Source organism: Corallococcus sp. CA047B (assembly GCF_003612065.1).
Taxonomy (GTDB): domain Bacteria; phylum Myxococcota; class Myxococcia; order Myxococcales; family Myxococcaceae; genus Corallococcus; species Corallococcus praedator.
In genome coordinates, this window is the sequence record NZ_RAWD01000151.1 from 1 (window position 1) to 22,627 (window position 22,627).

Genomic DNA, 22,627 nt, shown 5'->3' on the forward strand with positions numbered 1-22,627 from the left:
GCCCACCAGCGCCGCCACGTCCAGCCCGTCGCCGAACGTCGCCCGGGTGATGCCCGCCGCCAGCCCGAAGGCCACCATCACGAACAGGTCCCCGATGATGACCAGCGCCATCAGGAACTCCGTGAACGAGCCCTTGGCGGACGTCTCCTGCACGATGGCGATGGTGACCGTGGGAGAGAACGACACCATCACCGTGGACAGGAGCGCGCTCACCGCCAGCGCCTGGGGCAGCGTCAGCGGCGCGAGGAACGGCAGGAATGGCTTGAGCGCGAACGTCGCCCCGAAGCACACCACGAACGTCGCCCCGCACACCGCCGCGCAGAGCAGGGCCACGCGCGCGCCCACGCGTCGCAGGAGGCCCAGGTGCAGCTCCGTGCCCGCCACCAACGCGATGAGGCTCACCGCCAGCCCCTTCACCAGCTCCAGCCCCTTCACGCCCGCGCCCGGGATGAAGCCCAGCGCGTAGGGCCCCACCGCCACGCCCACCAGCAGGTAGCCGGTGAGGCGCGGCAGGCCCAGGCCCTTGGCCACCTTGCCCGCGAACAGGCCGCACAACAGCAGCGCGCCCGCCGCCAGCAGCACGGGCGTGCCCGCGTCCGCGCGCATCGCCTGGGCCTGGGTGATGGCCGCGAGCAGCGCCACCAGCAGCAGCAGCCGGAAGACGGACCCCTTCACGTCGCCACCCCCGCGTCACTGCCCGGGGCATCGCCAGGGGCCGCGGGCGGAGCGTCCGTCTTCCGGGGCATCTGCTCCGCGCCCAGCACGTGCCGGAAGGCGCCGTGCGCGAGCATCTCGTTGACGACCGCGCCCACCGCCACCACGTCCAGCACCCGCTGCGACAGCGAGCCCGGCACCAGCAGCACGTACTCCGCGACGATGCACAGCGCGAGGCCGCCCTGGGCGATGAGCGCGTAGCCGAACTGCGGGGGCAGATCGAGCACGCCCCGCGTGAGCCGCTGCGCGAAGTGGCCGCCCAGCACCTTGCCCACGAACCGCAGGCCCACGAACGCGGGCAAGAGCGCCCAGGCCGCCAGGTCGCGCGCGTGCAGGTGACAGCCCACCATGAACACCAGCACCAGGTACGTGGGGCGCTCCACCCGCGACAGCGCCCGGGCCACCCGCTCCGCCGTGCGTCCGCCCATCAGCGCCAGCGTCGCGCCGCACGCCACGCCGGCCAGCAGGGCCGACAGCCGCAGGTACGCTGCCGCGCCGCCCACCAGCGCCACCATGCCCAGCGTCACCGTGGTCTGCTCCGCCGGGTCCTTCAACGAATGGGTGAGGAAGGCCAGCAGCGCGCCGCACGCCACGCCCAGCAGCAGCGCCAGCCCCAAGAGGCCCAGCCCTTCCGCCGCGTTGCCGGTGGCGCCCAGCACGAGCCCCAGCGCGAGCACGCCCAGCCCCACCGCGTCGTCCATCATCGTGAGCAGCGCGACGCCCAGCCCGCGCGAGCGCTCCAGCCGCCCGTTGCGGTAGCCCAGCACCGCGAAGTGGCCCGAGGACAGGCTCGCCGCCGCGCCCAACAGCGCCGCCGCGCCCACCGCCACCAGGGGACGCAGGCCCATGGACAGCACCAGCGGCACCGACAGGGGCAGCGCCACGAACAGGAAGGCCGTGCCCGCGTGCGCCACCGCCGCCGCGTAGACGGGCCGGGGCAACAGGCGCAAGAGCCGGGGCTCCAGGTTGAGTCCCAAGAGCACGCCCCCCGTCCCCAGCCCCAGGGCCACCAGGGGCCGGAGCGAGTCCAGGTTGCGCGCGGTGAGCACGCCCAGCAGGGACGGCCCCAGCAGCGCACCGAAGATGAGGAACAGCAGGCCGCTCGCCGCCAGCTGCGCCAGGGCCGGGAAGCGGGCCGGGTCGAGCAGCGAACGGCTCGACGCGAGCAGCGACAACGCCGCGACGATGAGGAAGACGAGCAGCGCTTGCACCAGGGGTGCTTACACCCGCGCGCCCCCGCGCGTCATCAACGCCGGTGGGTGGGGGCCGCCAGCACGGGCAGGGCCACCAGGCGACCCATGGGCGGATCGTCCGCGTCCATTTCCAATTGCACGCGCTGGAGCAGCCGCTCCATCTCCTCCGCGGGGAGGGTGGGCAGCACGCTCACGAGCACGATGCGGTCCTCGTCCGCGCCCAGCGCGAGGCTGCGCAGGCCGGCGAACACCGGCACCTCCGCGGACAGGGCGGCAGCCGCGCTGCGCGCCCGGATGACCAGCGGCTCCGGGATGCCAAACTCCCGGAGCCGACCGATCGCCCGCTCGGTCGTCTCCACCTGCTCGAGGAACGTGATGACCAGGTACACGCGACCCTCATACCGGAAGAGCGCGCGTCCTGTCCCCCGTTACTCGTTGCCGGGCGTGGTCGGCTCCGGCGGCGTGACGGGAGCGGCCCCCTCCTGCTGGGGTGCGGCTCCGCCCGCGGCGGCGGCTTCCTGGGCGTTCTTCGCCGCCAGCGCCGCGCGCTTGCCTTCCTCGATGAGCTTCTTGACCTTCTGACCGCCCTTGCGGCCGATCTCCTCGTAGAAGTTCGGTCCCCGGGTGGCCTTGACGCGGTCGCCACCCTTCTTGCCGATCTCCTCGTAGAACTTGGCACCGCGCTCGGCCTTGACGGTCTCTCCGCCCTTGCGACCGATCTCCTCGTAGAAGGAGCGACCGCGCTCTGCCTTCACCGTGGCGCCGCCCTTGCGGCCGATGGTCTCGTAGAACTCGCGACCGCGCTCGTTGCGGACCGTCTCGCCGCCCTTACGCCCCGCCTCGGCCACCGTCATGCTGCCCTTGTTGTCCTTGTCCGACATGTCCGTATCTCCTCTCGGTGACTACCAACCCCGTCCGCGCCTCGGTGTCCCTTGCCTGAAACCTTGGGACGGAAGCGCCCCGATGCAAGCAAGCTCCGTACACCGCCAGCCGTTCTGTCCTGACATTGCATGCATAATCCCCAAGGATTCCGCGCGCTTGTCGAGGACGCTGGGCGTCCGGACTGGACGGGTGATTGCCCGGCAGGACGCTCTCATTGTTCACAACAATTCGGATCACATTGCCGATTCCCTGCTCGGTTCCCACCTTGTGCGCAACGCCTGACACAACCGTCCGGCGCTCTTGGGGGAGGTTGCGGTGGCGAGTGGCAGGAGTGCGGTGTCGACCTGGCTGCGGATCCTCGCACCCATGGTCGTGTCCATCGGCGGTCTGGTGATGCTCCGGCTGTTGGGGCCGGACTTCATCGATCAGCGCACCATCCGCGAGCTGCTGTTGCCCCTGGGCGACTACGCGCCCCTGGCCTACGTGGGCTTCCTGGCGATCCGGCCCCTGACGTTGCTGCCCGGACAGGTCCTCACCGCGGTGGGTGGGATGATGTTCGGGACGCTCGCAGCAACCCTCTATTCACTAACGGGCAGCTTCCTGTCCGCCACCCTGCTCTACTTTCTTGCCCGCAAGCTGGGCACCCGGCCGATGCAGCGGCTGGCCGGCAGCAAGTATCCGGCGATCGCCAAGGCGGCGAAGCGCCACGACTTCCAGTTCACGTTCCTGGCGTGCATCAACCCGCTGTGTCCCACGGACATCATGCTGGCGGCGGGCGCGGCGAGCGGCGCGCGCTTCTGGCCCTCCGTGCTGGGCGTGGTGCTGGGCACCATCCCCGGCACCTTCCTCACCGCGCAGTTCGGCAGCGGGCTGGCGCAGGGCCGCACGGTGATGACGGCGGTGGCCGCGGTGGGCATGGTCGTCTCGCTGGTGCTGGGCGTCGTCTTCGGCCGCCGGTTCTACAAGGAGGTCAACGAAGCCGCCGTGGAGGCTCCCCTTCCGGAAGTGGAGGCCGGAGACGCGGCGACCGCCCGAGCGCTGGCGGGCGCCAAGGTTCCGCTCACCACGCCGTGAGGCGCAGCTCCTCCGTGAGCAGTTGGAGCAGCGCGCGGACGCGGGGCACGGCCTGACGTCCCGGCAGGCACAGCGCGTGGACCGGCGGCCCCTGCGCCGCGTGATCCGCGAGCACCTCCACCAGGGTGCCCTCCCGCATCCGCGCATCGCTCATGAAGTCCAGCACCTGGCAGAGCCCGGCCCCGGCGGCGGCCAGTTCCAGCAGCGCCGGGCCGTGATCGACGTCGATGGAGGCGCGCGTGCGCACCACGGCCTCCGCGCCGCCCGGAGCCTCCAGGAAACGCCACTCGCGGGTGAGCCCGCGCGGATCCACGAACTTCAGGCACGCATGGTGCTCCAGGTCGGACGGGCGCTCCGGTGTTCCGTGCCGCGCCAGATAGGTCGGTGACGCGAGCGTCATCCAGCGCGTGCGCAACAGCCGCCGCGCCACGAGGCTGGAGTCCTCCAGGTCCCCCAGCCGGATGGCCACGTCGACCTGTTCCTCCACCAACCGGCTCAGCCGGTCGCTCATCCGCACGTGCAACGTGAGCTGGGGATGACGCGCCTGGAGCCTCGCCAGTCGCGGCAACAGCACCGGCCCCAGGATGAAGGGCAGCGTCACCGTCAGCGGTCCCCGGGGCGCCAGGTGGGCCTGGGACACCGTCTCCCGCGCCGCCCGGAGCTGCGCCACCGCCTCCTTCGCGCGCTCCAGGAACGCCGCGCCCTCGGGGGTGAGGGCCACGTGGCGCGAGGTGCGCTCCAGGAGCCTCGCGCCCAGCTCCTCCTCCAGCCGCCGCACCGCCTTGCTCACCGCCGCCACGGTGACGCCCAGGCGCTCCGCCGCCTTGCGGAAGCTCCGCTCCTCCGCGACGTGGAGGAACGGCAACACCCCGGTGAACAGGTCCATGGGCCAGATTGTCAACCCGGAGTTGACGATGGTTCAACTTCCGGGTGCTCACCCCACCCCGGGGTTGACGATTAACGTGGTGTCCACACGGAGGAAGTCGACATGCGGATCGCGATCCTGGGCACGGGCATGGTGGGTGAAGCGCTGGGCAGCAAGCTGGTGGCACTGGGCCACGAGGTGCGGATGGGCTCGCGCACCGCGGACAATCCGAAGGCCACGGCGTGGGTGAAGAAGGCCGGGGGCAAGGCGTCGCAGGGGACGTTCGCGGACGCGGCGGCGTTCTCGGAGCTGCTCTTCAACGCCACGCTGGGCAATGCCTCGCTGGACGTGCTGAAGGCCGCGGGCGAGGAGGCCCTGCGCGGCAAGGTGCTGGTGGACGTGTCCAACCCGCTCGACTTCACGAAGGGCATGCCGCCGGTGCTGTCCACCGCCCCCACGGATTCGCTGGGCGAACAACTGCAGCGCGCCTTCCCGTCCCTCAAGGTGGTCAAGGCGCTCAACACCATGAACTGCCACGTGATGGTGGATCCCTCGCGCGTGCCCGGAGATCACGACGTCTTCGTGTCTGGCAACGACGCGGACGCCAAGGCCCGCGTGAAGCAGCTGCTCACGGAGGGCTTCGGCTGGAAGCACGTCATCGACCTGGGAGACATCACCACCGCCCGGGGCACCGAGGCGTTCCTCCCGCTCTGGCTGCGTTTGTGGGGAACCCTGGGCACCGGCGACTTCAACATCCACGTCACCCGGCGCTGATGGCTGGGTGCTGTCTGGAATTGTCCTGATGCGTCAGGGACGTGGGGTGGAATCCCGGGGGCGCGGGCATGGACACGCAACTTCCCGGGCAGGGCGCTGATAACCTACCTGAGCCCACGTCCCCCGGTGGCTGGAGGTTTTCATGAGCACGATCGACCGCACCCGTCCCCTCGCCGTGCCCCCCTCTCCCCGGAAGACGACGGAGCCGCTGGCGGCCACGAAGCCCGCGCCCCACCAGCCCGCCTTCCAGAAGTCCTCCTTCGAGTCCTCCCCGGCCCAGCGGAACACCGTGGTGCCTCAGGCGGCCGCGAAGCAGGCGGGAACCCAGGGGCTGCTGGGCGGCGTCATCGACGCGGTGGTGGGTGGCATCAAGGACATCCCCCGCTTCGTCGAGATGGGCATGGGCGTCTTCGAGGCCACCACGGTGCGCGAGGTCACCAGCCTCTTCGGCGGCCCGAAGCCGGACCGCGCGCAGGACGGCATGTTCGTGGGCGCGGGCGGCAAGACGCTGCCCTCCAGCACGAAGCTGGGCGACGTTCCGGGCGTCACGCCGAAGAACAACCCCAACCCCGACAAGACGATCCTCTACGTCAACGGCATCATGACGACGACGCCGGGGCAGGTGAACGAGATGCAGGCGCTGGCGGACTCGTCCGGCGCGAAGGTGGTGGGCATCCACAACGCGACGGAAGGGCTGGTGAAGGACCTGGCCCAGTGCGTGACGGACAAGCTGGACAAGGGCAAGAACCCCGCCGTGGACACGCTGGCGGACACGCTCTACTCGGAGCTGAAGGCCGGCCGCGACGTGCACCTGGTGGGCTACAGCCAGGGCGGCCTCATCACCGCTCGCGCGCTCAACGACGTGGCGAAGCGGCTGCGCATCGAAGACGGGCTGTCCCCCGCGCAGGTCGAGGCGAAGATGGGCCACCTGAGCGTGGAGACCTTCGGCGCCGCGTCCACGACGTACCCGGACGGCCCCAAGTACGTGCACTACGTCAACAACGCGGACCCCGTGCCCACGCTTACCGGCCTGGGCGGCTCCGTGGATCCGCTGGCCTTCATCAAGGACGCGGGCAAGGGCGCGGTGGTGCACCGCTTCACCGACGGCAACGCGAACCCCATCAGCAACCACATGCTGGACACGCTGTACCTCAAGCACCGCGTGGGCTTCGAGCAGGCGCGCCAGGGCCAGTTCTGAGGCCCTGAAGCACGCAGGCGCGCGCTACTTCCGGGACGCGAAGCGGGCGGGCCCCGGTAGGATGCCGCGCCATGACGCCCTTCCCTGTCCCCATCGCCCTCACCATCGCCGGCTCGGACAGCGGCGGTGGCGCGGGGATCCAGGCGGACCTCCGCACCTTCTCCTTCCACCGGGTCCACGGCACCAGCGCGCTCACCGCCATCACCGCGCAGAACACGCGCGGGGTGACCCGCGTGGACCTGCTGCCGCCCGAATCCGTCACCGCGCAGGTGTCCGCCGTGGCGTCGGACATGCGCGTGGACGCGGTCAAGGTGGGCATGTTGGCCCACCGGGGCATCATCGAGGCCGTGGCGGATCAAATGGGCCTGCTCCCCATGGGGCCCGTGGTGGTGGATCCCGTGATGGTGTCGCGCGCGGGCTCGCAGCTCATCGACGACGCGGCGGTGGCGGCGCTGCGGGCGCGGATGCTGCCTGTGTCCGCGATCCTCACGCCCAACCGCCATGAGGCGCGGCTGCTCGCGGGAATGGACATCGAAACGCTGGAGGACATGCGCGAGGCGGCCCGGCGCATCCACGCGCTGGGCCCCCGTGCCGTGCTGGTGAAGGGCGGCGGCATGCAGGGCGCGCTGCGAGGCACCGACGTGTGGTTCGACGGCAAGCACCTGGAGACGCTCGCCATCGAGCCCGTGGAGACGCCGAACACGCACGGGACGGGGTGCACGTTGTCCGCGGCGATCGCCGCGCGGCTCGCCCTGGGCAGCGCGCCGCTGGAGGCCGTGAGGCTCGCGAAGGAGTACGTCACGGCCGCGCTGCGCTACCCGCTCGCCGTGGGCCACGGGAACGGCCCCATCGGGCACTTCTTCCCCCTGAACCCGCCGTGAAACATCAAATATCACGCATATCAATGCAATCAATTGCATCCTCTGTCTGGATTTAATGAGCAATGATTGATACATGTTTGATATTTGATATGTCTTGGTGTTGGCGCCGACTCACTGATAATCCGATCATGTAGGCAACGCCGGTTCAGCGCGCGGATTGACACGGCTTTCCCTACATCTTGGATCTCCTGGGAGGCTGCCACCCTCCCCCACCTGATCGCCCTTGCATGTAGGCATGCGCGATCAGAAACCCAGGACTGCTCGACCGTTCAGTCCAAAGGCAGCGCGAAACTACCTCAATGTTTGTTCAGTGCCGGTTCAGGTGTGCGAAGGCCCCGGGAAAAACCCAGGGAAGCCTCCTCCGGAACCGGCTCAGTGCTTGGACGCGTCGGACTCGACGTCGATGGTCGGCAGTCGCTGCGCGAGCAGCCCCAGCAGCTGCTGCGTCGACAGGCGCCCGGCCGCATCCTTGCCCTCCAGGACGCCGGCCACGAGGGCGCGCTTGTGCTCATGGAGCGCGAGCATCTGCTCCTCGATGGTCCCACGAGCCACCAGCCGGTACACCGTCACGGGCCGCTGCTGCCCGATGCGGTGGGCGCGGTCGGACGCCTGGTCTTCCACGGCCGGGTTCCACCATGGGTCCAGGTGGATGACGCTGGTGGCGGCCGTCAGGTTGAGGCCGAAGCCTCCCGCCTTGAGGGAGATCAGGAACAGGGGTGCGTCGCCCTCCTGGAAGGCGCGCACGCGGTCGGCCCGCGCTCCGGCGGGTGTCTGCCCGTCCAGGTACTCGTAGGCGATGCCCTGCGCGTCCAGCACCTCGCGCACCAGCGCCAGGTGGGACGTGAACTGGCTGAACACGAGTGCACGGTGCCCCTCCTCGCGCAGCTCCTGGATGAGCTCCATGAAGCGCTCCAGCTTGGAGGACTCCAGCTTGGACACCGGGTCGTACAGCCGGGGGTGGGACGCGAGCAGCCGCAGCCGCGTCAGCGCGGCCAGCACCTCGATGCGCCGCTCCTGCTCCTTCAGCTTCGGCTTGCGCGTCTCCAGGTCCGACAGGGCCGCCAGCCGCGCGTCCTCGTAAAGCGTCCACTCTGGCGCGGACAGCACGACGGGCACGTGCACGTCGGTGCGCGGCGGAAGCTGGGCCTCCACCTGCGCCTTGGTGCGACGCAGGAGGAACGGCTGGAGCACCCGGGCCAGCGCGGGCGCGGCGGTGGGATCCACCTGACGTTCAATCGGCGCGGCGAAGCGGGCGCGGAAGGCCTCCAGGCTGCCCAGCAGGCCCGGGAAGACGACGGCGAAGAGCGCCCACAGCTCGCCCAGGTTGTTCTCCAGGGGCGTGCCGGACAGCGCGAACTTGAAGTCCCCCTGGAGCGCCCGGGCCGCGCGGAAGCGGTGCGTGGCCGCGTTCTTCAGCGTCTGGGCCTCGTCGAAGACGATGGTGGCGAAGCGCTGCGCGGCCAGCCGCTCCACGTCGCGCGTGAGCAGGCCATAGCTGAGCACCAGCACGTCGCGAGGGCCCAGCCGCTCCAGCGTGCCGCCCCGATCCTCCGTCTCGGAGAAGAGCGTCACCTTGAGCGAGGGAGCGAAGCGCTTCGCCTCGTCCCGCCAGTTGAAGGCCACCGACGTGGGCGCCAGCACCAGCGCGGGGCCCAGCTTCGCGCGCTCCAGCAGCACCGCCAGCGCCTGCACCGTCTTGCCCAGGCCCATGTCGTCCGCGAGCACCCCGCCCGCGTTCCACGACGCCAGCCGCGTGAGCCAGCGGAAACCCTCGTGCTGATAGTCGCGCAGCTCCGTCTTGAGCGACGCCGGCACCTTGGGCTTCAGCTCCTTCGCCGCGAAGATGCGCTCCACCAGCGTCTTCCAGGACGCATCGGCGTCGATGTCCGCGCCCGCGGAGCCCAGCCCGGCCAGGGCCTCCGCCGCGGACGGGCCCACCTCCAGCCCGTGGCGGGACGCGTAGGTGTGATCCGACAGCTTCTCCAGGTGCTCGCGCAGCGCCGCTTCGATCTCCACCCAGGTGTTCGCGTCCACCTGGACGAAGCGCTCCTTGCGCCGGGCGGCGTCCAGCAGGCGCGCCAGCTCCACCCGCTCGCCCTCCACCGCCAGCCCGCCCAGCACACCGAACCAGTCGCGCTTGCGCTGGAGCACGACCTTCAGGTCCTGCGCGCCCCGCTTCTCCACGAGCCGCATGGAGGGGCCCACCCACTCCAGCTCCGGCCGGGGCTCGAAGTCCGCGCACACGGCCAGCACCGCCAGCCCGCCCTGCGCGCTGTGGAAGAGGAAGCAGAACGGCTGGTCCTGCGGCTCCGCCGAGTGCAAGGGCAACTGGGCCTGGAGCGCCGAGGCCGCCGCCAGCTCCCGCCCGAAGTCGCGCACCGCGTGGAAGGACGCCGTGCCACGCCGAACGTGCACGTCGCGCGGCCCTTCACCGGGCAGGAACGAGGGCCCGTCCGGCAGCGGGCGCAGGCGCAACTCCAGACGCACCCCGCCCCCGGGCTGTCCCTCCAACCGGAGCACCGGATGCTGCCCGGGCGCCACGGATTCGCCCATCACGCTGCGGGGCATGGCCACCGGCAGGCGCATGGAGAACTTGGAGAGCTGCTCCAACAGCGGGCCGTGACTCTCCGGGGGGAACGCGTTGCCGTGGCGCAGCAGCACCGTGGTGAGCGCGCGCACCTCCGGGCTCACGTCCAGCACGGTGAGCAGGCGCTGCCCCTCATCCCAGAGGAACACCGCCTCCTCCGGCCGCGACTTGCGCACGCGCTCCAGCATCGCCGCCGGCAGCGCGGTGCCGTCCACGCCCGCGTTCACCACGACGGTGCCGCCCCGGTCCTCGGCGACGAGCCCCACCTTCTGGCGCTCGATGCGCACCAGCAGGTCCGGATCCAGCCCCTCCAGGTAGATGCGGGGATGGTCGATGAGCTCGAACAACAGCGCGCGTGACGCCGGGGCCTCGTTGTCCGCCATCAGCGCGGCGATGCGCGAATCCGACGCGGTGAGCTGCGAGCCGTACTCCTGCAACAGTTTGCGGCGGCCCAGCTTCGCGCCCAGCGTGCGCTGGCCCTTCTTCGTGCGCCGGTGCACGTAGGGCGAGACCTCCACGCCGTACCCGTCGATGACGTCCACGCGCCAGGAGATCTCCACCCCGCCCGAACCGCCCGGGCTCTCCTCCACCGCCCGCTCCAGCGCGCGAAGTGTCCGCGCCCACGGGGGCCGCACCAGCTCCTCCAGCGTCTCGCCGAAGGCCTCCGTGAAGCGCTGTCGCAACCAGAGCAGCGTGGTGTCCACCGCCGCCAACTGGTGCACGCAGAACGTCGCGCCGCACGAACACTCCACCGTGAGCGCCGAGGGACTGAACGTCAGCCGCGCGTCCGGCAGGATGAAGACACTGGGCGCCGGGCCCACCGGCAGCTCGGAGATGCGCGTCTCCTTGAGGCGGAAGCCCGGCGGCTCCGGCTCCTCCACCAGCGCGTCCAGCGACAGCGCGCGCGCCGGGCGCGGCGCCACGCCCGGCGGCACCAGGGCCCGCCACGCGATCAGCATCCCGTGGACCGGGTGTGTACGCGGATCAGCGGGAGGCGCCAGGCGCTCGGCCAGCGAGGCGCGCGCTTCGGCTGCGCCTGCCCGCTCCTCCTCCACGTAGCGCCAGGCGAGCTTCGGCAGCAGATCCCTCATGCGCGGCGTGGGCAGCATCTCCGCCGTCCACCGGTCGAGCGAGTCCGTGGCCAGCAGCTCCACCAGCCGGCGGCGGGAGATGACCGCGCGCACCTGCGGCAGGTACGCGGCCTCCACGCGCGGGGTGAGCAGCGCGAGGCTCAGGCGGGAGACGTGCTCCAGGCCCTCCGCCCGCAGCCACGCACGCAAATCCGCCTCCGTCTGGAACGGGGGCGCATTCGGGTCCTGCGACGGACGGGGGACGGACGGGGGAGACTGCTCGGCCATGGTGACGACGCGAGCGTCAGTCTACCTTGGCCACGCGGCGGCGGTCTCCGAGGAACTCTTCCACTCCCAGCACGATGTTCTTCGCCACTTCGTCCTGGTAGCGCTCGGACGCCAGGCGCTTCTCGTCCTCCACGTGCGACAGGAAGGACGTCTCCACCAGGATGGCCGGCATCTTCGCGCCCAGGAGCACGTAGAACAGCGCCTCCTTGTGGCCCAGGTCCTTGATGCCGTCGTACTTCGTGGACAGGCCCGTCACCAGGCTGTGCTGCACGGACTTCGCCAGCCGCGACGACTCCTCGGTGTTCGCCTTCGTGGCCAGGTCCGCCAGGATGAACTGCAGGTCGCTGATGCCCTTCTCGGAGGACGCGTTCTCCCGAGCGGCCAGACGGATGGAGTAGCGGTCCGCGGACGTGTTGAGCGTGTACGTCTCGATGCCGCGCAGCTTGTGCGTCGCCGCCGAGTTGCAGTGCACCGAGATGAACAGGTCCCCGTGCGCCTCGTTCGCCAGCTTCGCGCGGTCCTCCAGGCGGATGAAGGTGTCGTCGTCGCGGGTGAGCACCACCTCCAGGCCCTTCTCGCGCAGGCCGTCCGCGACCTTCCGGGAGATGGCCAGCGCGACCTCCTTCTCCTTCGTGCCTTCCTTGCCCACCGCGCCCGAGTCGTGCCCGCCATGGCCCGGATCGATGACCACGCGGCGCACCTTGAGCCCCAGCTGCTCCGCCAGCGTCAGCTCCGCGTTGCGCGACTGCCTCGCCACCGCCTTGAGCCGGGCCTGCGCCACCTGCGCATCCACCGGCGCCGTCACCGGACGCGGGGCCTCCGGCATGGGCGACACCGTCACCGCGCGAGGAGGCTTCGACGCGACGACCTCCGGCTCGGACTGCTTCGACTCCGGCCGGGACGCGGGCTCGGCGTGGGTGTCCGGCTTCACCACGGGCTGGAGCACGGTGCCACGCATGGAGGCCACGGCCTCGGGGCCCTTGGACTCCGGGGCCTTCACGTCGGCGGGAGCCTTCGCGGCGTCCTTCGCCTCCATGGCCTTGTCCGCGACGGTGGGCGCATCCGCGATGACCACCGCGGGCTCCTTCGTGGGGACGCTGGCGGGGGCCGTCGGCTCCACGCGAGTCAGCGCGGGCGACGGCTCGCGGGCGAGCTTGGTGATGGCATCCACCAGGGCGGAGCGATCCTGCGCCGAGGCCTCGGCGACGGCGGTGCCCTGGGGGGACCGGGTCGGGGGCAGCGGCTTCACGGTCGGCTTCGCGGAGGGCGCCTTGTTGGACGGGGGCAGCGAGGCCAGCAGCGCCTTGAGCTCCTTGCCCTGGTCGCCCTTGGGGTTGGTGGCCAGCGACTCGGTGAGGACCTTGCGCGCGGCGTCCGGCTTGTCCAGGCGGTTGACGTGGATGCGCGCCAGCGCCAGCGCCGCGTCATCCGCCAGCCGGTGCTTGGGGTGCGCCTCCAGCAGCTTCGAGTAATCGCTGATGGCGGACTGGAGGTCCCCCTCCACGAACGAGATGCGGCTCAGCTCCTGGAGCAGATCGCCCGCGGTGAAGAGGGCATCCGGGGCGCGGTCGCTCTTGGGGTAGTGGCTGGCCACGGCCTCGAAGCGGTGCACCACGTTGAGCCAGTGGTGGCGCAGCTTGCGGCGGGACGCGTCGTCCTTGAGGGCGTAGTAGGCGCGGCGGGCCTGCTGGTACGCCTCCTCGGCCTCGTTGCGCTTGCTGGCCCCGACGGCGTTCGGCGCCATGAGCATCAGCACGGGCAGCACGAGGTGGGAGAAGCGTACGCGCACGAAGGCCTCCAGACGTTGCAGAGCTACAGGCGTGTGTCACACGGCGCCTGGAGCCCGGCAACTTTTCGGCCCTGCCTGGGCGTGCTTCAGCGCACCCAGCCCAGCTGACGCGCCAGCTCTTCGTCGATGACCCGACACCACCCAGGCTCGCTCGGGACGACGGCCGCCAGCACCTTGCCGCCATTGCGCACGGGGGCGCGCTGGGGGCGGCAGCGCGCCCGCACGGGTTGTTTCACGTCCTGGCGGAAGTAGTGCGCGGGGAACTCCGCCTCGCCCTTGCCTTCCGGCAGAGAGCCGTCGTCCGGGGTGAGCCACACCAGCGCGCCCAGGCGCAGGGGCACCACCTCCTTGCGCCACAGCCGGCGCACCTCCCAGCCGAAGCCCGCGGCGGCCACCAGCGCGCCCAGGGCCATGCCCCAGGGCAGCCAGCCCATGCGGGACGCCCGCGCGCGAGCATGGGCGGCCTCGCGAGGCATCCCCGGGTGCTCCGGATCCACCAGCAGCATCACCTGCGAGCCATGCCCCATGCCCGCCGCGAAGTCCGCGCGGGTGCGGACGCCCGACACGGAGTGCTCCACGTCCGCGAACGTGTAGAGGACATCCAGCGTGCCCTCCGCGTCCTCGCGATCCGACGCAGGCGGGACATGGCTGCGGGCCACCAGCGCCGCCACCTCCTCCGCGCGGGCCGCGAAGCGCTGCTCCTCCACGAAGAAGCGCCCCACCCACCCGATGCCCAGCCCCAGCACCGCCATCACGCCCAGGGCCACGAGCACCCCGCGCACCAACCGAGCCACCGCCCCGGGGACCTGGGCCAGACGCACACGGCGGGGAGCATGGGGAATGGCGAATTGCATAGGGCCCGCGAGCCTACTGCACCCCTTCGAACCGTGCCCCTTTCCCACTCGGCTCCAGCGCACCGCCGGTGCACACCGGATGGGCCCCGGGGCAGCCCGCTCCGGACGCGGATCCTCCCTGCGTCCGGAGCGGACCCGTGAATCACGGCGTGTAGGTCACTTCGAGGTGAGGGCGCTTCGACGCGTCCTCGACCTCGCGTGAGTTGTAGTAGCTGAGATACCCATACGGGGCGCCGGAGATCCGCAAGGAGATGCGCCGGTCGGTCGCGTCCGACGCTGTCTGCACCGCGGGAATCAGCTCGGGGCTGTCATTGACACCCACCTGCTCGAACGGCTGGTCCACGTTGCCGGGGAACCAGAGGAACCACGCGCCCAGGGGCGACCCGGCCACGGCCGGCTGGTTGTGGAAGGTCACGCCGTACTCGTTCCAGGAATTGTCGGGCAGGAGGTACGTGTAGACATTGCCGTCGCCACCGGGAAAGACATGGGAGCCATCCCTGGGACAGGGATGGCCGTTTCGACCCCACCTCCCCTTCCTTGAGTCAGGAGCAGCGATGAGTTCTGTTCACCCCTCTGATTGAAATGACCGACACCTACTACGCAGGCGTGTATTGGCCCGGTCGGTCTGAACCGCTGGAGTCCTACGCCCGGCGCGCTGAGAACCTCTTTCAGCGACTGGCGTCCCTGGATCCAAGTCTTGCCAGTTGGTTCGAGCAAGCGGCCTCCCGGGAGGCCGCGCTCCAGGGACGGTTCACACCGGACGCTGAAGCAATTCGCGGACTGCTCAGGAAGAGCAATTACCAACTGGGCGGAGGGGGAGATCTCCTTTGCCGCCTGGAATGGTGAGTCCGAAGCAACCAGTGTCGTCCATTTCTCCTGCGGTGCTCCGTCTCCCGACACAGCGGATCTCTGTCTTTTGACGCCTCCGTCACGAGGCCCCACCTCTGAACGGATTCTTCGCGCTTCAACGCTCACCCAGACGTTGCGCGCGATGGCACTCGCCTGGGAACCATCCTGGGGCGTCGTCACCTCCGACGAACACCGGGACAGGGTGTCGGAGTTCGCTGACGTTGGCACCTTCGTCGGCTGGGTGACGTACCTGGCTCGGCAACGAGGGGCGGTGCCCTCACTGCCGGCCCCCGTGCACGTCGAACCCGTGGAGGACAAGGAGACGCTCATCGTCTTGACGCCTGAGCGCTTCACGTCCACCCGCCCGGAGCATGTCGCGCTCGCCGCGCAAGTCCGGGAACGGTTGGATCAGGCGGGACTGCTGAAGCCGCTCCATGCCGCGCCCTCGTGAGCGCGGCACGGAGCCCGCGACTCAGGAAGTTCCCAGCTCCCGCTGCAGCTTCGCCAGCAGGTTGAGCGCCTCCAGCGGCGTCATCCGGTCCACCGACGCCGCCCGCAGCGCCTCCAACACCTCCGAATGCACAGGCGGCGCCGGAGGCACCACCACCGGAGCCGCGCCCCCGAACAATCCCAACTGCCCCGCGTTCACGGGCGAGCGCTTCGCCGTGGAGCGCACCGCCACCCGGGGCCGCCCCGCGTCATCCAGCTCACCCGACTCCAGGTTCTGGAGCAGCTCCCGCGCCCGCGACACCACCTCCGGTGGCAGGCCCGCCAGCTTCGCGACCTCGATGCCGTAGGAGCGGCTGGCCCCGCCCGGAATCAGCTTGCGCAGGAAGATGACCTTGCCGCCCTGCTCCTTCACCGCGACGCACAGGTTCTTCACCCGGGGCCGCTCGCGCGCCAGGTCCACCAGCTCATGGTAGTGCGTCGCGAACAGCGAGCGCGCCCCCACCTTGTCGTGGATGTGCTCCGCCACCGCCCACGCAATCGACAGACCGTCATACGTGGACGTGCCGCGTCCAATCTCATCCAGGATGACCAGGCTGCGGCGCGTCGCGTGGTGGAGGATGTGGCTCGTCTCCGTCATCTCCACCATGAACGTGGACTGCCCGCGCGCCAGGTTGTCCGCCGCGCCCACGCGCGTGAAGATCCGGTCGCACAAGCCGATGCGCGCCGCCTTCGCCGGCACGAACGAGCCCGCCTGCGCCATCAACGCCGTCAGCGCCACCTGCCGCATCACCGTGCTCTTGCCCGCCATGTTCGGGCCCGTGATGATCAACAGCTGCGCGTCCTCTGGATCCAACCGCACGTCGTTGGGCACGAAGGACTCGCCCGCGCCCAGCATCCGCTCCACCACCGGGTGCCGGCCGCCCGTGATGCTCAGGCCCTCCGTGTCGTCCACCTGGGGCCGCGTGTAGCCGTACTCCGCAGCGCACCGCGCGAAGGACACCAGCGCGTCCGCCGTGGCCACCGCCTCCGCCGCGGAACGGATGGCCGGCGCCCAGGTAATCACCCGCGCGCGCAGCTCCTCGAAGAGCTGCAACTCCAGCACCGTGCGGCGCTCCTCCGCCGTGAGGACCTTCTCCTCGTACTCCTTCAGCTCCTCGGTGACGAAGCGCTCCGAGCCCACCGTCGTCTGCTTGCGGATGTAATCCTTGGGCACCGCGTGCAGGTTCGCCTTCGTCACCTCCAGGTAGTACCCGAAGACCTTGTTGTAGCGGATCTTCAGCGAGCTGATGCCCGTGCGCTCCTTCTCCCGCTGCTCGATGCGCAAGAGCACGTCCTTGCCGGACGTGGACAGCGCCACCACCTCATCCAGCTCCGCGTGGAAGCCCGGCCGGATGAACCCGCCGTCGCGGAGGACCACCGGCGGCTCGTCCGTCACCGCCCGCAGCAGCACGTCCGCCAGCTCCGGCAGCGCCCCCAGCGGCCCCGCCAGGGACTTGAGCAGCCCCGCGTCACACCGCGCCAGCGCCGCGCCCAGCCGGGGAAGCTGCGACAGCGACAGCCCCAGCGCGCGCAAGTCGCGCGCGTTGCCCGCGCCCAGCGACAGCCGGCCGCACAGCCGCTCCAGGTCGCCCACCTCCTTGAGCGTGGCCACCAGCTCCTCGCGCCACACGCTCTTGCCGGCCAGCTCCTCCACCGCGTCCAGCCGCGCGTGGATCTCCGGCAGCGAGCACAGCGGCGCGGACAGCCAGCGGGCCAGCTTGCGCGCCCCCAGCCCCGTCGCGGTCCTGTCCAACACGCCCAGCAGCGACCCCTTGCGGCCCCCGTCGCGCAGGCTCTTGAGCACCTCCAGGTTGCCCCGCGAGGACTCGTCCATCACCAGGCACGCGGACTTCTCCTGCCGCGACAGCCGGTCCACGTGCGCGGCCGCCGTCTTCTGCGTGTCCTTCAGGTAGCGCAGCGCCGCCCCCGCCGCCCCGGTGGCCAGCGGTGAGCCGTCCAGCCCGAACGCGGACAGCGACTGCACGTTGAAGTGCGAGCGCAGGAAGGCCGCCGCCCGGGTGTGCTCGAAGGCCGCGCCCTCCCCTTCCGCCACCGCCGGCGCGCGCGACAGCCGCTGGCACACCTGCACCACCTCCGGCGCCTCGCGCTGCCCCTGCGGCACCAGCAGCTCGCGAGGATCCACGCGCGCCAGGCCCTCCACCAGCTCCGACAGGCTGGCCGCCTCGAAGGTGTAGAACTCGCCGGTGGACGCCTCCAGCAGCGCCGCGCCGAAGCCCGCCTCGCCCCAGCAGAGGGCCGCGAGGAAGTTGCTGGCCTGTGGCTCCAGCACCTCGTCGTCCAGCACCATGCCGGGCGTGATGACCCGCGTCACCTCCCGCTGCACGATGCCCGGCCCCGCGCCCGGCTCCGTCACCTGCTCGCAGATGGCCACCTTCAGGCCGTGCTCAATCAGCTTCGCGATGTACCGGCGCGCCGAGTGGTACGGGAACCCGCACATCGGGACCTTGTCCGCCCCCTTGGACCGCGCCGTCAGGGTGATCTGGAGCAGCTCCGAGGCCTTCACCGCGTCCTCGAAGAACATCTCGTAGAAGTCGCCCATCCGGAAGAAGAGCACCGTGTCCGGATGCAGCGCCTTCACCTCCAGGTACTGGCGCATCATCGGCGTCAGGGACGCGATCTCCCGCGCCCCCGCGGGCGCTTCGTTCGTCCCGACGTCCGGGGTCGTTTCGTCCTCGGCGAGCACCACCTCCGCCGCCTTGCCTGTCTTCATCTGCTGTGTCACCGCCATCCCCGACCTTCTCCCACGACCCTACGCCCGGATCAACGAACCGGAGCCCCTACCTGGGGAGTCTGCCTACCACCCATGTCCGACATTTCCGGACGCCCCCTTCCGAAAACGGTTTGCAGCCCCACCTTCCCCCGGCAGTCTGCCCGCCGACATGGCGACCTCCTCCTCGAAGCCGAACCGCCCGCCCGTTCCCGCGCTCTTCAAGGTCGCACTCGCCCCCGTGCAGGCGTTCTTCCGCCTGGAGGCCAGCAGCGGCATCCTCCTGGCGCTCTGCGCGGTGGCCGCGCTCGCATGGGCCAACTCTCCCTGGGCCGGCTCCTATTCAGCCGTGTTCGACGCGCCCCTGCGCCTGGAGGCGGCGGGCCACGGCGGCGGGTTCACCTTCCGTGAACTCATCAACGACGGGCTGATGACGCTGTTCTTCTTCCTGGTGGGGATGGAGATCAAACGCGAGCTGTCCTCCGGCGAGCTGCGCACCTTCTCCCGCGCGCTGCTGCCCCTCATCGCCGCGCTGGGCGGCATGGTGGTGCCCGCCGCGCTCTACCTGGCCTTCACCCACGGCACCCCCGCGCAGGGCGGCTGGGCCATCCCCATGGCCACCGACATCGCGTTCGCCATCGGGTGCCTCACGCTGGTGAAGGCGCGCGTGGGCCACGGGCTGGTGGTGTTCCTCACCGCGCTCGCCATCTTCGACGACATCGGCGGCATCCTCGTCATCGCTGTCTTCTACGGCACCGGCCTGCACGGGGAGTGGCTCGCGGCCAGCGCGGGCGTGTGCGCGGTGCTCTGGGTGCTCAACCGCTTCTACGTGCGCAACGGCCTGGCGTACGCGCTCGCGGGCGTGGCGCTCTGGTACGCCATGCACCACGGCGGTATCCACGCCACGCTGTCCGGCGTGGTGCTGGGCCTCTTCATCCCCGCGCGGCCCACCCGCCCCGGGCGCGAGGTGCTGGAGGAGCTGGCGGACTACATCAAGAGCCTCGTGGCGCAGCCGGATGACGAAGGTCAGCGCGGCGCGCAGCTCCTGCACATCGAGGAGGCGCTGGAGGACATCGAGCCGCCGCTCAACCGCTTCGTCCACCTGTGGCACGGCTTCGTGGCGTACGGCATCGTGCCGCTGTTCGCGCTGGCCAACTCCGGCGTGGACGTGTCCGGCGTGGGCCTTTCGGACCTGCTCAAGCCCCTGCCCCTGGGCATCATCGCCGGCCTCTTCGTGGGCAAGCAGGTGGGCATCTTCCTCTTCACCTGGGCGGCGGTGAAGGCGGGCGTGTCCCCCCTGCCCGCGGGCGCGAGCCTTGCGCAGCTGCACGGCGTGGCGGTGGTGGCGGGCATCGGCTTCACGGTGGCCCTGTTCGTGGGCGGATTGGCGTTCAGTGGACAGCCGGCGCTGCTCGCGGAGGCGAAGCTGGGCATCCTCACCGGCTCGCTGCTCTCCGCCGTGGTGGGGTACGTGCTATTGCGCTACGTGGCCCGACCCACGATCGCGTCCACCCCTCCGCCATGAACCTCCAGGACCTCAACCGCATCCGGCAGATCACCGTCATCGCCGCCCGCCATGGCTTCGGCGAGGTGGCCGACCGCGCGGGCGTGTGGCGCATGCTGGGCCGCAAGGAGAAGGTGGAGGTCTCCCCGGAGACCCAGCGCGAGTCCACCGCGCGCCGCTTCCGCCTCTTCCTGGCGGAGCTGGGCCCCACGTTCATCAAGCTGGGCCAGGTGCTCTCCACCCGCGCGGACCTCTTGCCCGCGGAGTTCGTGGAGGAGCTGGCCACGCTCCAGGACCACGTGGAGGCCATTCCCCTGGAGGCCATCCACGCGCAGATCCGCGAAGCGCTGGGCAAGGACGTGCACGAGCTGTTCGCGCACGTGGATCCGGAGCCGCTCGCCGCCGCGTCCATCGCGCAGGTGCACCGCGCGGTGACGCTGGACGGCGAGGAGGTCGTCGTCAAGGTGCAGCGGCCGGGCATCGCCGAGCGCATCGACGCGGACCTGGGCGTGCTGCGCTCGCTGGCGCGCCTGCTGGAGGCCGTGGTGGAGGAGACGGGCATCTACACGCCCTCCGGCATCGTGGACGAGTTCGACCGGGCCATCCACGAGGAGCTGGACTTCGTCAACGAGGCCTCCAACATCCGCGCGTTCCTGGAGACCCACCAGGACCGCCCGTACATGAAGATCCCCCGCGTGCACGCGCCGCTGTCCAGCCGCACCGTGCTCACGCTGGAGTTCATCCGCGGGGAGAAGATCAACCCCGCCCTGCTGTCGGAGGCGGAGCGCAAGCAGCTGGCGCAGAACATCCTGGAGGCCAGCTTCCGCCAGCTCTTCGACGACGGCCTCTTCCACGGCGACCCGCACCCCGGGAACCTGCTGCTCATGGAGGGCAACCGGCTGGCGCTGCTGGACTTCGGCGTGGTGGGCCGGCTCACGCGCCCCATGCAGGAGACGCTGGTGATGCTGTGCCTCGCGGTGGCGCTCAAGGACAGCGACTCCGTGGCGCGCATCCTCTACCGCGTGGGCGTGCCCGACGCGCGCGCCAACCTGATGGGCTTTCGCAACGACATCGAGTCCATCCTCGGCCAGCACCTGCCCACCACCCTGGGCCAGGTGGACGCGCGCACGCTGCTCAGGGACCTGTTGGATCTCGCGGTGAAGTACCGCATCCGCATCCCCAAGGAGTACGCGCTCCTGTCGCGCGCCTCCATCTCCACGGAAGGGATGCTGCGCAGCCTCTACCCGGAGATGAACATCCTGGAGGTCGCGCTGCCGTACGCGAAGGAGCTGCTGGCCGGGCGGTATGATCCGAGCCAGCTCCAGGGGGGCCTGATGCGCACGCTGTTGCGCTTCCAGTCCATGGCGCAGGACCTGCCCACGCAGCTGTCGCAGATCCTCCTGGACCTGGAGACGGGCAAGTTCAGCGTCACCGTGCGCGCCGAACAGTTCGACAAGCTCAACGAGAACCTGCGCAGCGTGGCCGTCATCGCGTTCCTGGGCCTGTGCGCGTGCGGCTTCATCGTGGGCGCCTTCATCGCCTTCGCGCCCCGGCCCCCCATGTACGGCAACGTGCCGGTGCTGGGCATCGTGGGCATCGCGGTGGCGGCGGCGCTCTTCGGCGCGGTGCTCACCTGGTACCTGTTCGGCGGCCGCTTCGGAAAGGTGAGCGTCACCCGCTTCCTGAAGAAGCGCCGCTAGCGTCCGGAGCCTGGAGGACCCTCGTGGTGAGGTGGGTGTGACACCGGCCCACCCGGCCTCGGGCAGGCAGGCCGGGGAGCGCGTGTCACGGGAGCGAGAACGGATCCGTTGAGGGGTGCACAGTCATGCTCGGCCCGGGTAGGCTGCGGGCCCTGTCGTCTCCCCTCTTGCCCACGTGGTCGTCTTGTTCGCGAACCCAACCGCCGCCCGTCGTCCGCACCGCGCCCCGCTGGCCTCGCTGTTCGCGGTCGCGCTCCTCGCCACTTCCGCCGGCTGTGCTGGCGGGCTGGATGATCCCGATCGCTTCACCGGGGGCACCAGCGCCTGCGCGGCCGGCACCACCGCCACCGGCATCATCCAGGCGCAGTGCTTCGCGTGTCACTCCACCTCCAGCAAGGAGATTGGCGCGGGCCTGGACCTGCAGGCCACGGGCCTTCCGGGGCGCCTCTACACGACGACCTCCTCCGCGACGTGCAGCTCCGTGCCGGTGGCGGACAGCGCCAATCCGGCCAATTCGCTCTTCCTGAAGAAGCTGACGTCCAACCCTGGCTGTGGGACGCAGATGCCGCAGGGCAACCCGCTCAGCGCGGCGGAGACCGCCTGCCTCACCGAGTGGCTGGTCAACGGAAAGCCGAGCTCGCCGTGATGACGCGCACCCGTTCCGGCTCCCTCACCGCCTTGCTGGGCGCCGCCCTCCTCCTGGGGCCTGTCGCCTATGCCGCGCCGAAGAAGCCGGTGAAGACGACGCAGTCCGCGAAGAAGAAGCCCGCGAAGCAGGCGGAGGCGCGCCGCGTCGCGGTGCTCGCCTCCGGTCCGCACGCGGAGGCCGCGCGCGACGCGCTGGAAGCGGAGCTGGCCCGCCGTCCGGCCCGCTATGAAATCGTGCCCGAGTCCGCCGTGCGCAGCGCCGCGTCACGACTGGGGCGGGACCCCACCACGGCCGCTGGCGCCTCCGCCGTGGCCTCCGAACTGGGCCTGAGCGCCATCCTGGTCGCGGACACGTCCACCACGGGCAAGAAGCAGCAGGTGCGCCTCACCGTGCGCAACGGCAAGGACGGCAAGGCCCTGGCCTCGCCCGCCGCGGCCCGCCCGGCGACGGCGAAGCTGGTGCCCGCGTCCGTGAAGCGCCAGTGGACGGCGCTGGAGAAGGGCCTCCAGAAGAGCCGCGCCCCGGAAGCCGTCATCGCC

General features: G+C 70.7%; 19 protein-coding genes and 1 pseudogene. 10 read left to right on the forward strand and 10 right to left on the reverse strand.

Annotation, left to right across the window (positions count from 1 at the left end; genetic code table 11):
• The 4 genes and pseudogenes from D7X74_RS22710 to D7X74_RS22725 all read right to left on the reverse strand — a co-directional run.
• Positions 1-675: pseudogene (locus tag D7X74_RS22710) on the reverse strand (transporter); the annotation flags it as partial.
• Complete coding sequence (locus tag D7X74_RS22715) at positions 672-1,925, reverse strand: sodium:proton exchanger (RefSeq protein ID WP_233602206.1); 1,254 nt, start codon at positions 1,923-1,925, stop codon at positions 672-674. The gene D7X74_RS22715 and the pseudogene D7X74_RS22710, both read right to left, overlap by 4 nt.
• Before the next feature lie 35 nt (positions 1,926-1,960).
• Positions 1,961-2,296: a hypothetical protein gene (locus D7X74_RS22720; protein ID WP_120535091.1), complete on the reverse strand. Its 336-nt coding sequence runs from the start codon at positions 2,294-2,296 to the stop codon at positions 1,961-1,963.
• A gap of 39 nt (positions 2,297-2,335) precedes the next feature.
• Positions 2,336-2,788 (reverse strand): general stress protein, encoded by a 453-nt coding sequence (locus D7X74_RS22725; RefSeq protein WP_120535092.1) that lies wholly within the window; start codon positions 2,786-2,788, stop codon positions 2,336-2,338.
• Between the two features lie 367 nt (positions 2,789-3,155).
• On the opposite strand from D7X74_RS22725, the gene D7X74_RS22730 reads away from it, so the two are divergent.
• Complete coding sequence (locus D7X74_RS22730; protein WP_370450794.1) at positions 3,156-3,863, forward strand: TVP38/TMEM64 family protein; 708 nt, start codon at positions 3,156-3,158, stop codon at positions 3,861-3,863.
• Here D7X74_RS22730 and D7X74_RS22735 read toward each other — a convergent pair.
• Positions 3,850-4,749: a LysR family transcriptional regulator gene (locus D7X74_RS22735; protein ID WP_120535094.1), complete on the reverse strand. Its 900-nt coding sequence runs from the start codon at positions 4,747-4,749 to the stop codon at positions 3,850-3,852. The genes D7X74_RS22730 and D7X74_RS22735 overlap by 14 nt on opposite strands.
• Before the next feature lie 102 nt (positions 4,750-4,851).
• Between D7X74_RS22735 and D7X74_RS22740 the strand changes: the two genes are divergently transcribed.
• The 3 genes from D7X74_RS22740 (at position 4,852) to thiD (ending at position 7,581) form a co-directional block, all read left to right on the forward strand.
• Positions 4,852-5,502: an NADPH-dependent F420 reductase gene (locus D7X74_RS22740; RefSeq protein ID WP_120535095.1), complete on the forward strand. Its 651-nt coding sequence runs from the start codon at positions 4,852-4,854 to the stop codon at positions 5,500-5,502.
• Positions 5,503-5,644: 142 nt separating this feature from the next.
• Entirely contained in the window at positions 5,645-6,700 is a 1,056-nt protein-coding gene (locus tag D7X74_RS22745) for a hypothetical protein (RefSeq protein ID WP_233602207.1), read from the forward strand.
• 71 nt (positions 6,701-6,771) lie between these two features.
• Positions 6,772-7,581 carry a bifunctional hydroxymethylpyrimidine kinase/phosphomethylpyrimidine kinase gene (gene thiD / locus D7X74_RS22750; protein WP_120535096.1) on the forward strand — a complete coding sequence of 270 codons (810 nt, stop codon included), beginning with the start codon at positions 6,772-6,774 and terminating at the stop codon, positions 7,579-7,581.
• A gap of 372 nt (positions 7,582-7,953) precedes the next feature.
• On the opposite strand, the gene D7X74_RS22755 is transcribed toward thiD, so the two are convergent.
• The 4 genes from D7X74_RS22755 to D7X74_RS22770 form a co-directional block, all read right to left on the reverse strand.
• Positions 7,954-11,526, reverse strand: a complete 3,573-nt coding sequence (locus tag D7X74_RS22755; RefSeq protein ID WP_120535097.1) for a DEAD/DEAH box helicase — start codon at positions 11,524-11,526, stop codon at positions 7,954-7,956.
• A 16-nt stretch (positions 11,527-11,542) separates the two neighbouring features.
• Complete coding sequence (locus tag D7X74_RS22760) at positions 11,543-13,276, reverse strand: N-acetylmuramoyl-L-alanine amidase (protein WP_120535105.1); 1,734 nt, start codon at positions 13,274-13,276, stop codon at positions 11,543-11,545.
• A 125-nt stretch (positions 13,277-13,401) separates the two neighbouring features.
• Positions 13,402-14,169: a DUF3592 domain-containing protein gene (locus D7X74_RS22765; protein ID WP_120535098.1), complete on the reverse strand. Its 768-nt coding sequence runs from the start codon at positions 14,167-14,169 to the stop codon at positions 13,402-13,404.
• Positions 14,170-14,311: 142 nt separating this feature from the next.
• Positions 14,312-14,584, reverse strand: coding sequence for a hypothetical protein (locus tag D7X74_RS22770; protein WP_120535099.1), 273 nt, complete (start codon positions 14,582-14,584; stop codon positions 14,312-14,314).
• A 167-nt stretch (positions 14,585-14,751) separates the two neighbouring features.
• Between D7X74_RS22770 and D7X74_RS45320 the strand changes: the two genes are divergently transcribed.
• Together D7X74_RS45320 and D7X74_RS45325 are read left to right on the forward strand one after the other, a co-directional pair.
• Entirely contained in the window at positions 14,752-15,015 is a 264-nt protein-coding gene (locus tag D7X74_RS45320) for an Imm52 family immunity protein (RefSeq protein WP_370450793.1), read from the forward strand.
• Positions 14,990-15,469 carry an immunity 52 family protein gene (locus D7X74_RS45325; RefSeq protein ID WP_199741881.1) on the forward strand — a complete coding sequence of 160 codons (480 nt, stop codon included), beginning with the start codon at positions 14,990-14,992 and terminating at the stop codon, positions 15,467-15,469. Before D7X74_RS45320 ends, D7X74_RS45325 begins: the two co-directional genes overlap by 26 nt.
• Positions 15,470-15,490: 21 nt before the next feature.
• Here D7X74_RS45325 and mutS read toward each other — a convergent pair whose 3' ends face one another.
• Complete coding sequence (mutS, locus tag D7X74_RS22780) at positions 15,491-18,256, reverse strand: DNA mismatch repair protein MutS (protein ID WP_120535100.1); 2,766 nt, start codon at positions 18,254-18,256, stop codon at positions 15,491-15,493.
• A gap of 151 nt (positions 18,257-18,407) precedes the next feature.
• Here mutS and nhaA point away from each other — a divergent pair, with 151 nt between their 5' ends.
• From nhaA to D7X74_RS22800, 4 genes are all read left to right on the forward strand, one after another.
• Positions 18,408-19,760 (forward strand): Na+/H+ antiporter NhaA, encoded by a 1,353-nt coding sequence (nhaA, locus tag D7X74_RS22785; protein WP_120535101.1) that lies wholly within the window; start codon positions 18,408-18,410, stop codon positions 19,758-19,760.
• On the forward strand, positions 19,757-21,439 hold the full coding sequence (locus D7X74_RS22790) for an AarF/ABC1/UbiB kinase family protein (protein ID WP_120535102.1): 1,683 nt from the start codon (positions 19,757-19,759) through the stop codon (positions 21,437-21,439). Before nhaA ends, D7X74_RS22790 begins: the two co-directional genes overlap by 4 nt.
• A 184-nt stretch (positions 21,440-21,623) precedes the next feature.
• Positions 21,624-22,085, forward strand: a complete 462-nt coding sequence (locus D7X74_RS22795; RefSeq protein WP_147444361.1) for a hypothetical protein — start codon at positions 21,624-21,626, stop codon at positions 22,083-22,085.
• The coding region (locus D7X74_RS22800) for a hypothetical protein (RefSeq protein WP_199741880.1) at positions 22,085-22,627 on the forward strand (543 nt) is incomplete at its 3' end. The genes D7X74_RS22795 and D7X74_RS22800, both read left to right, overlap by 1 nt.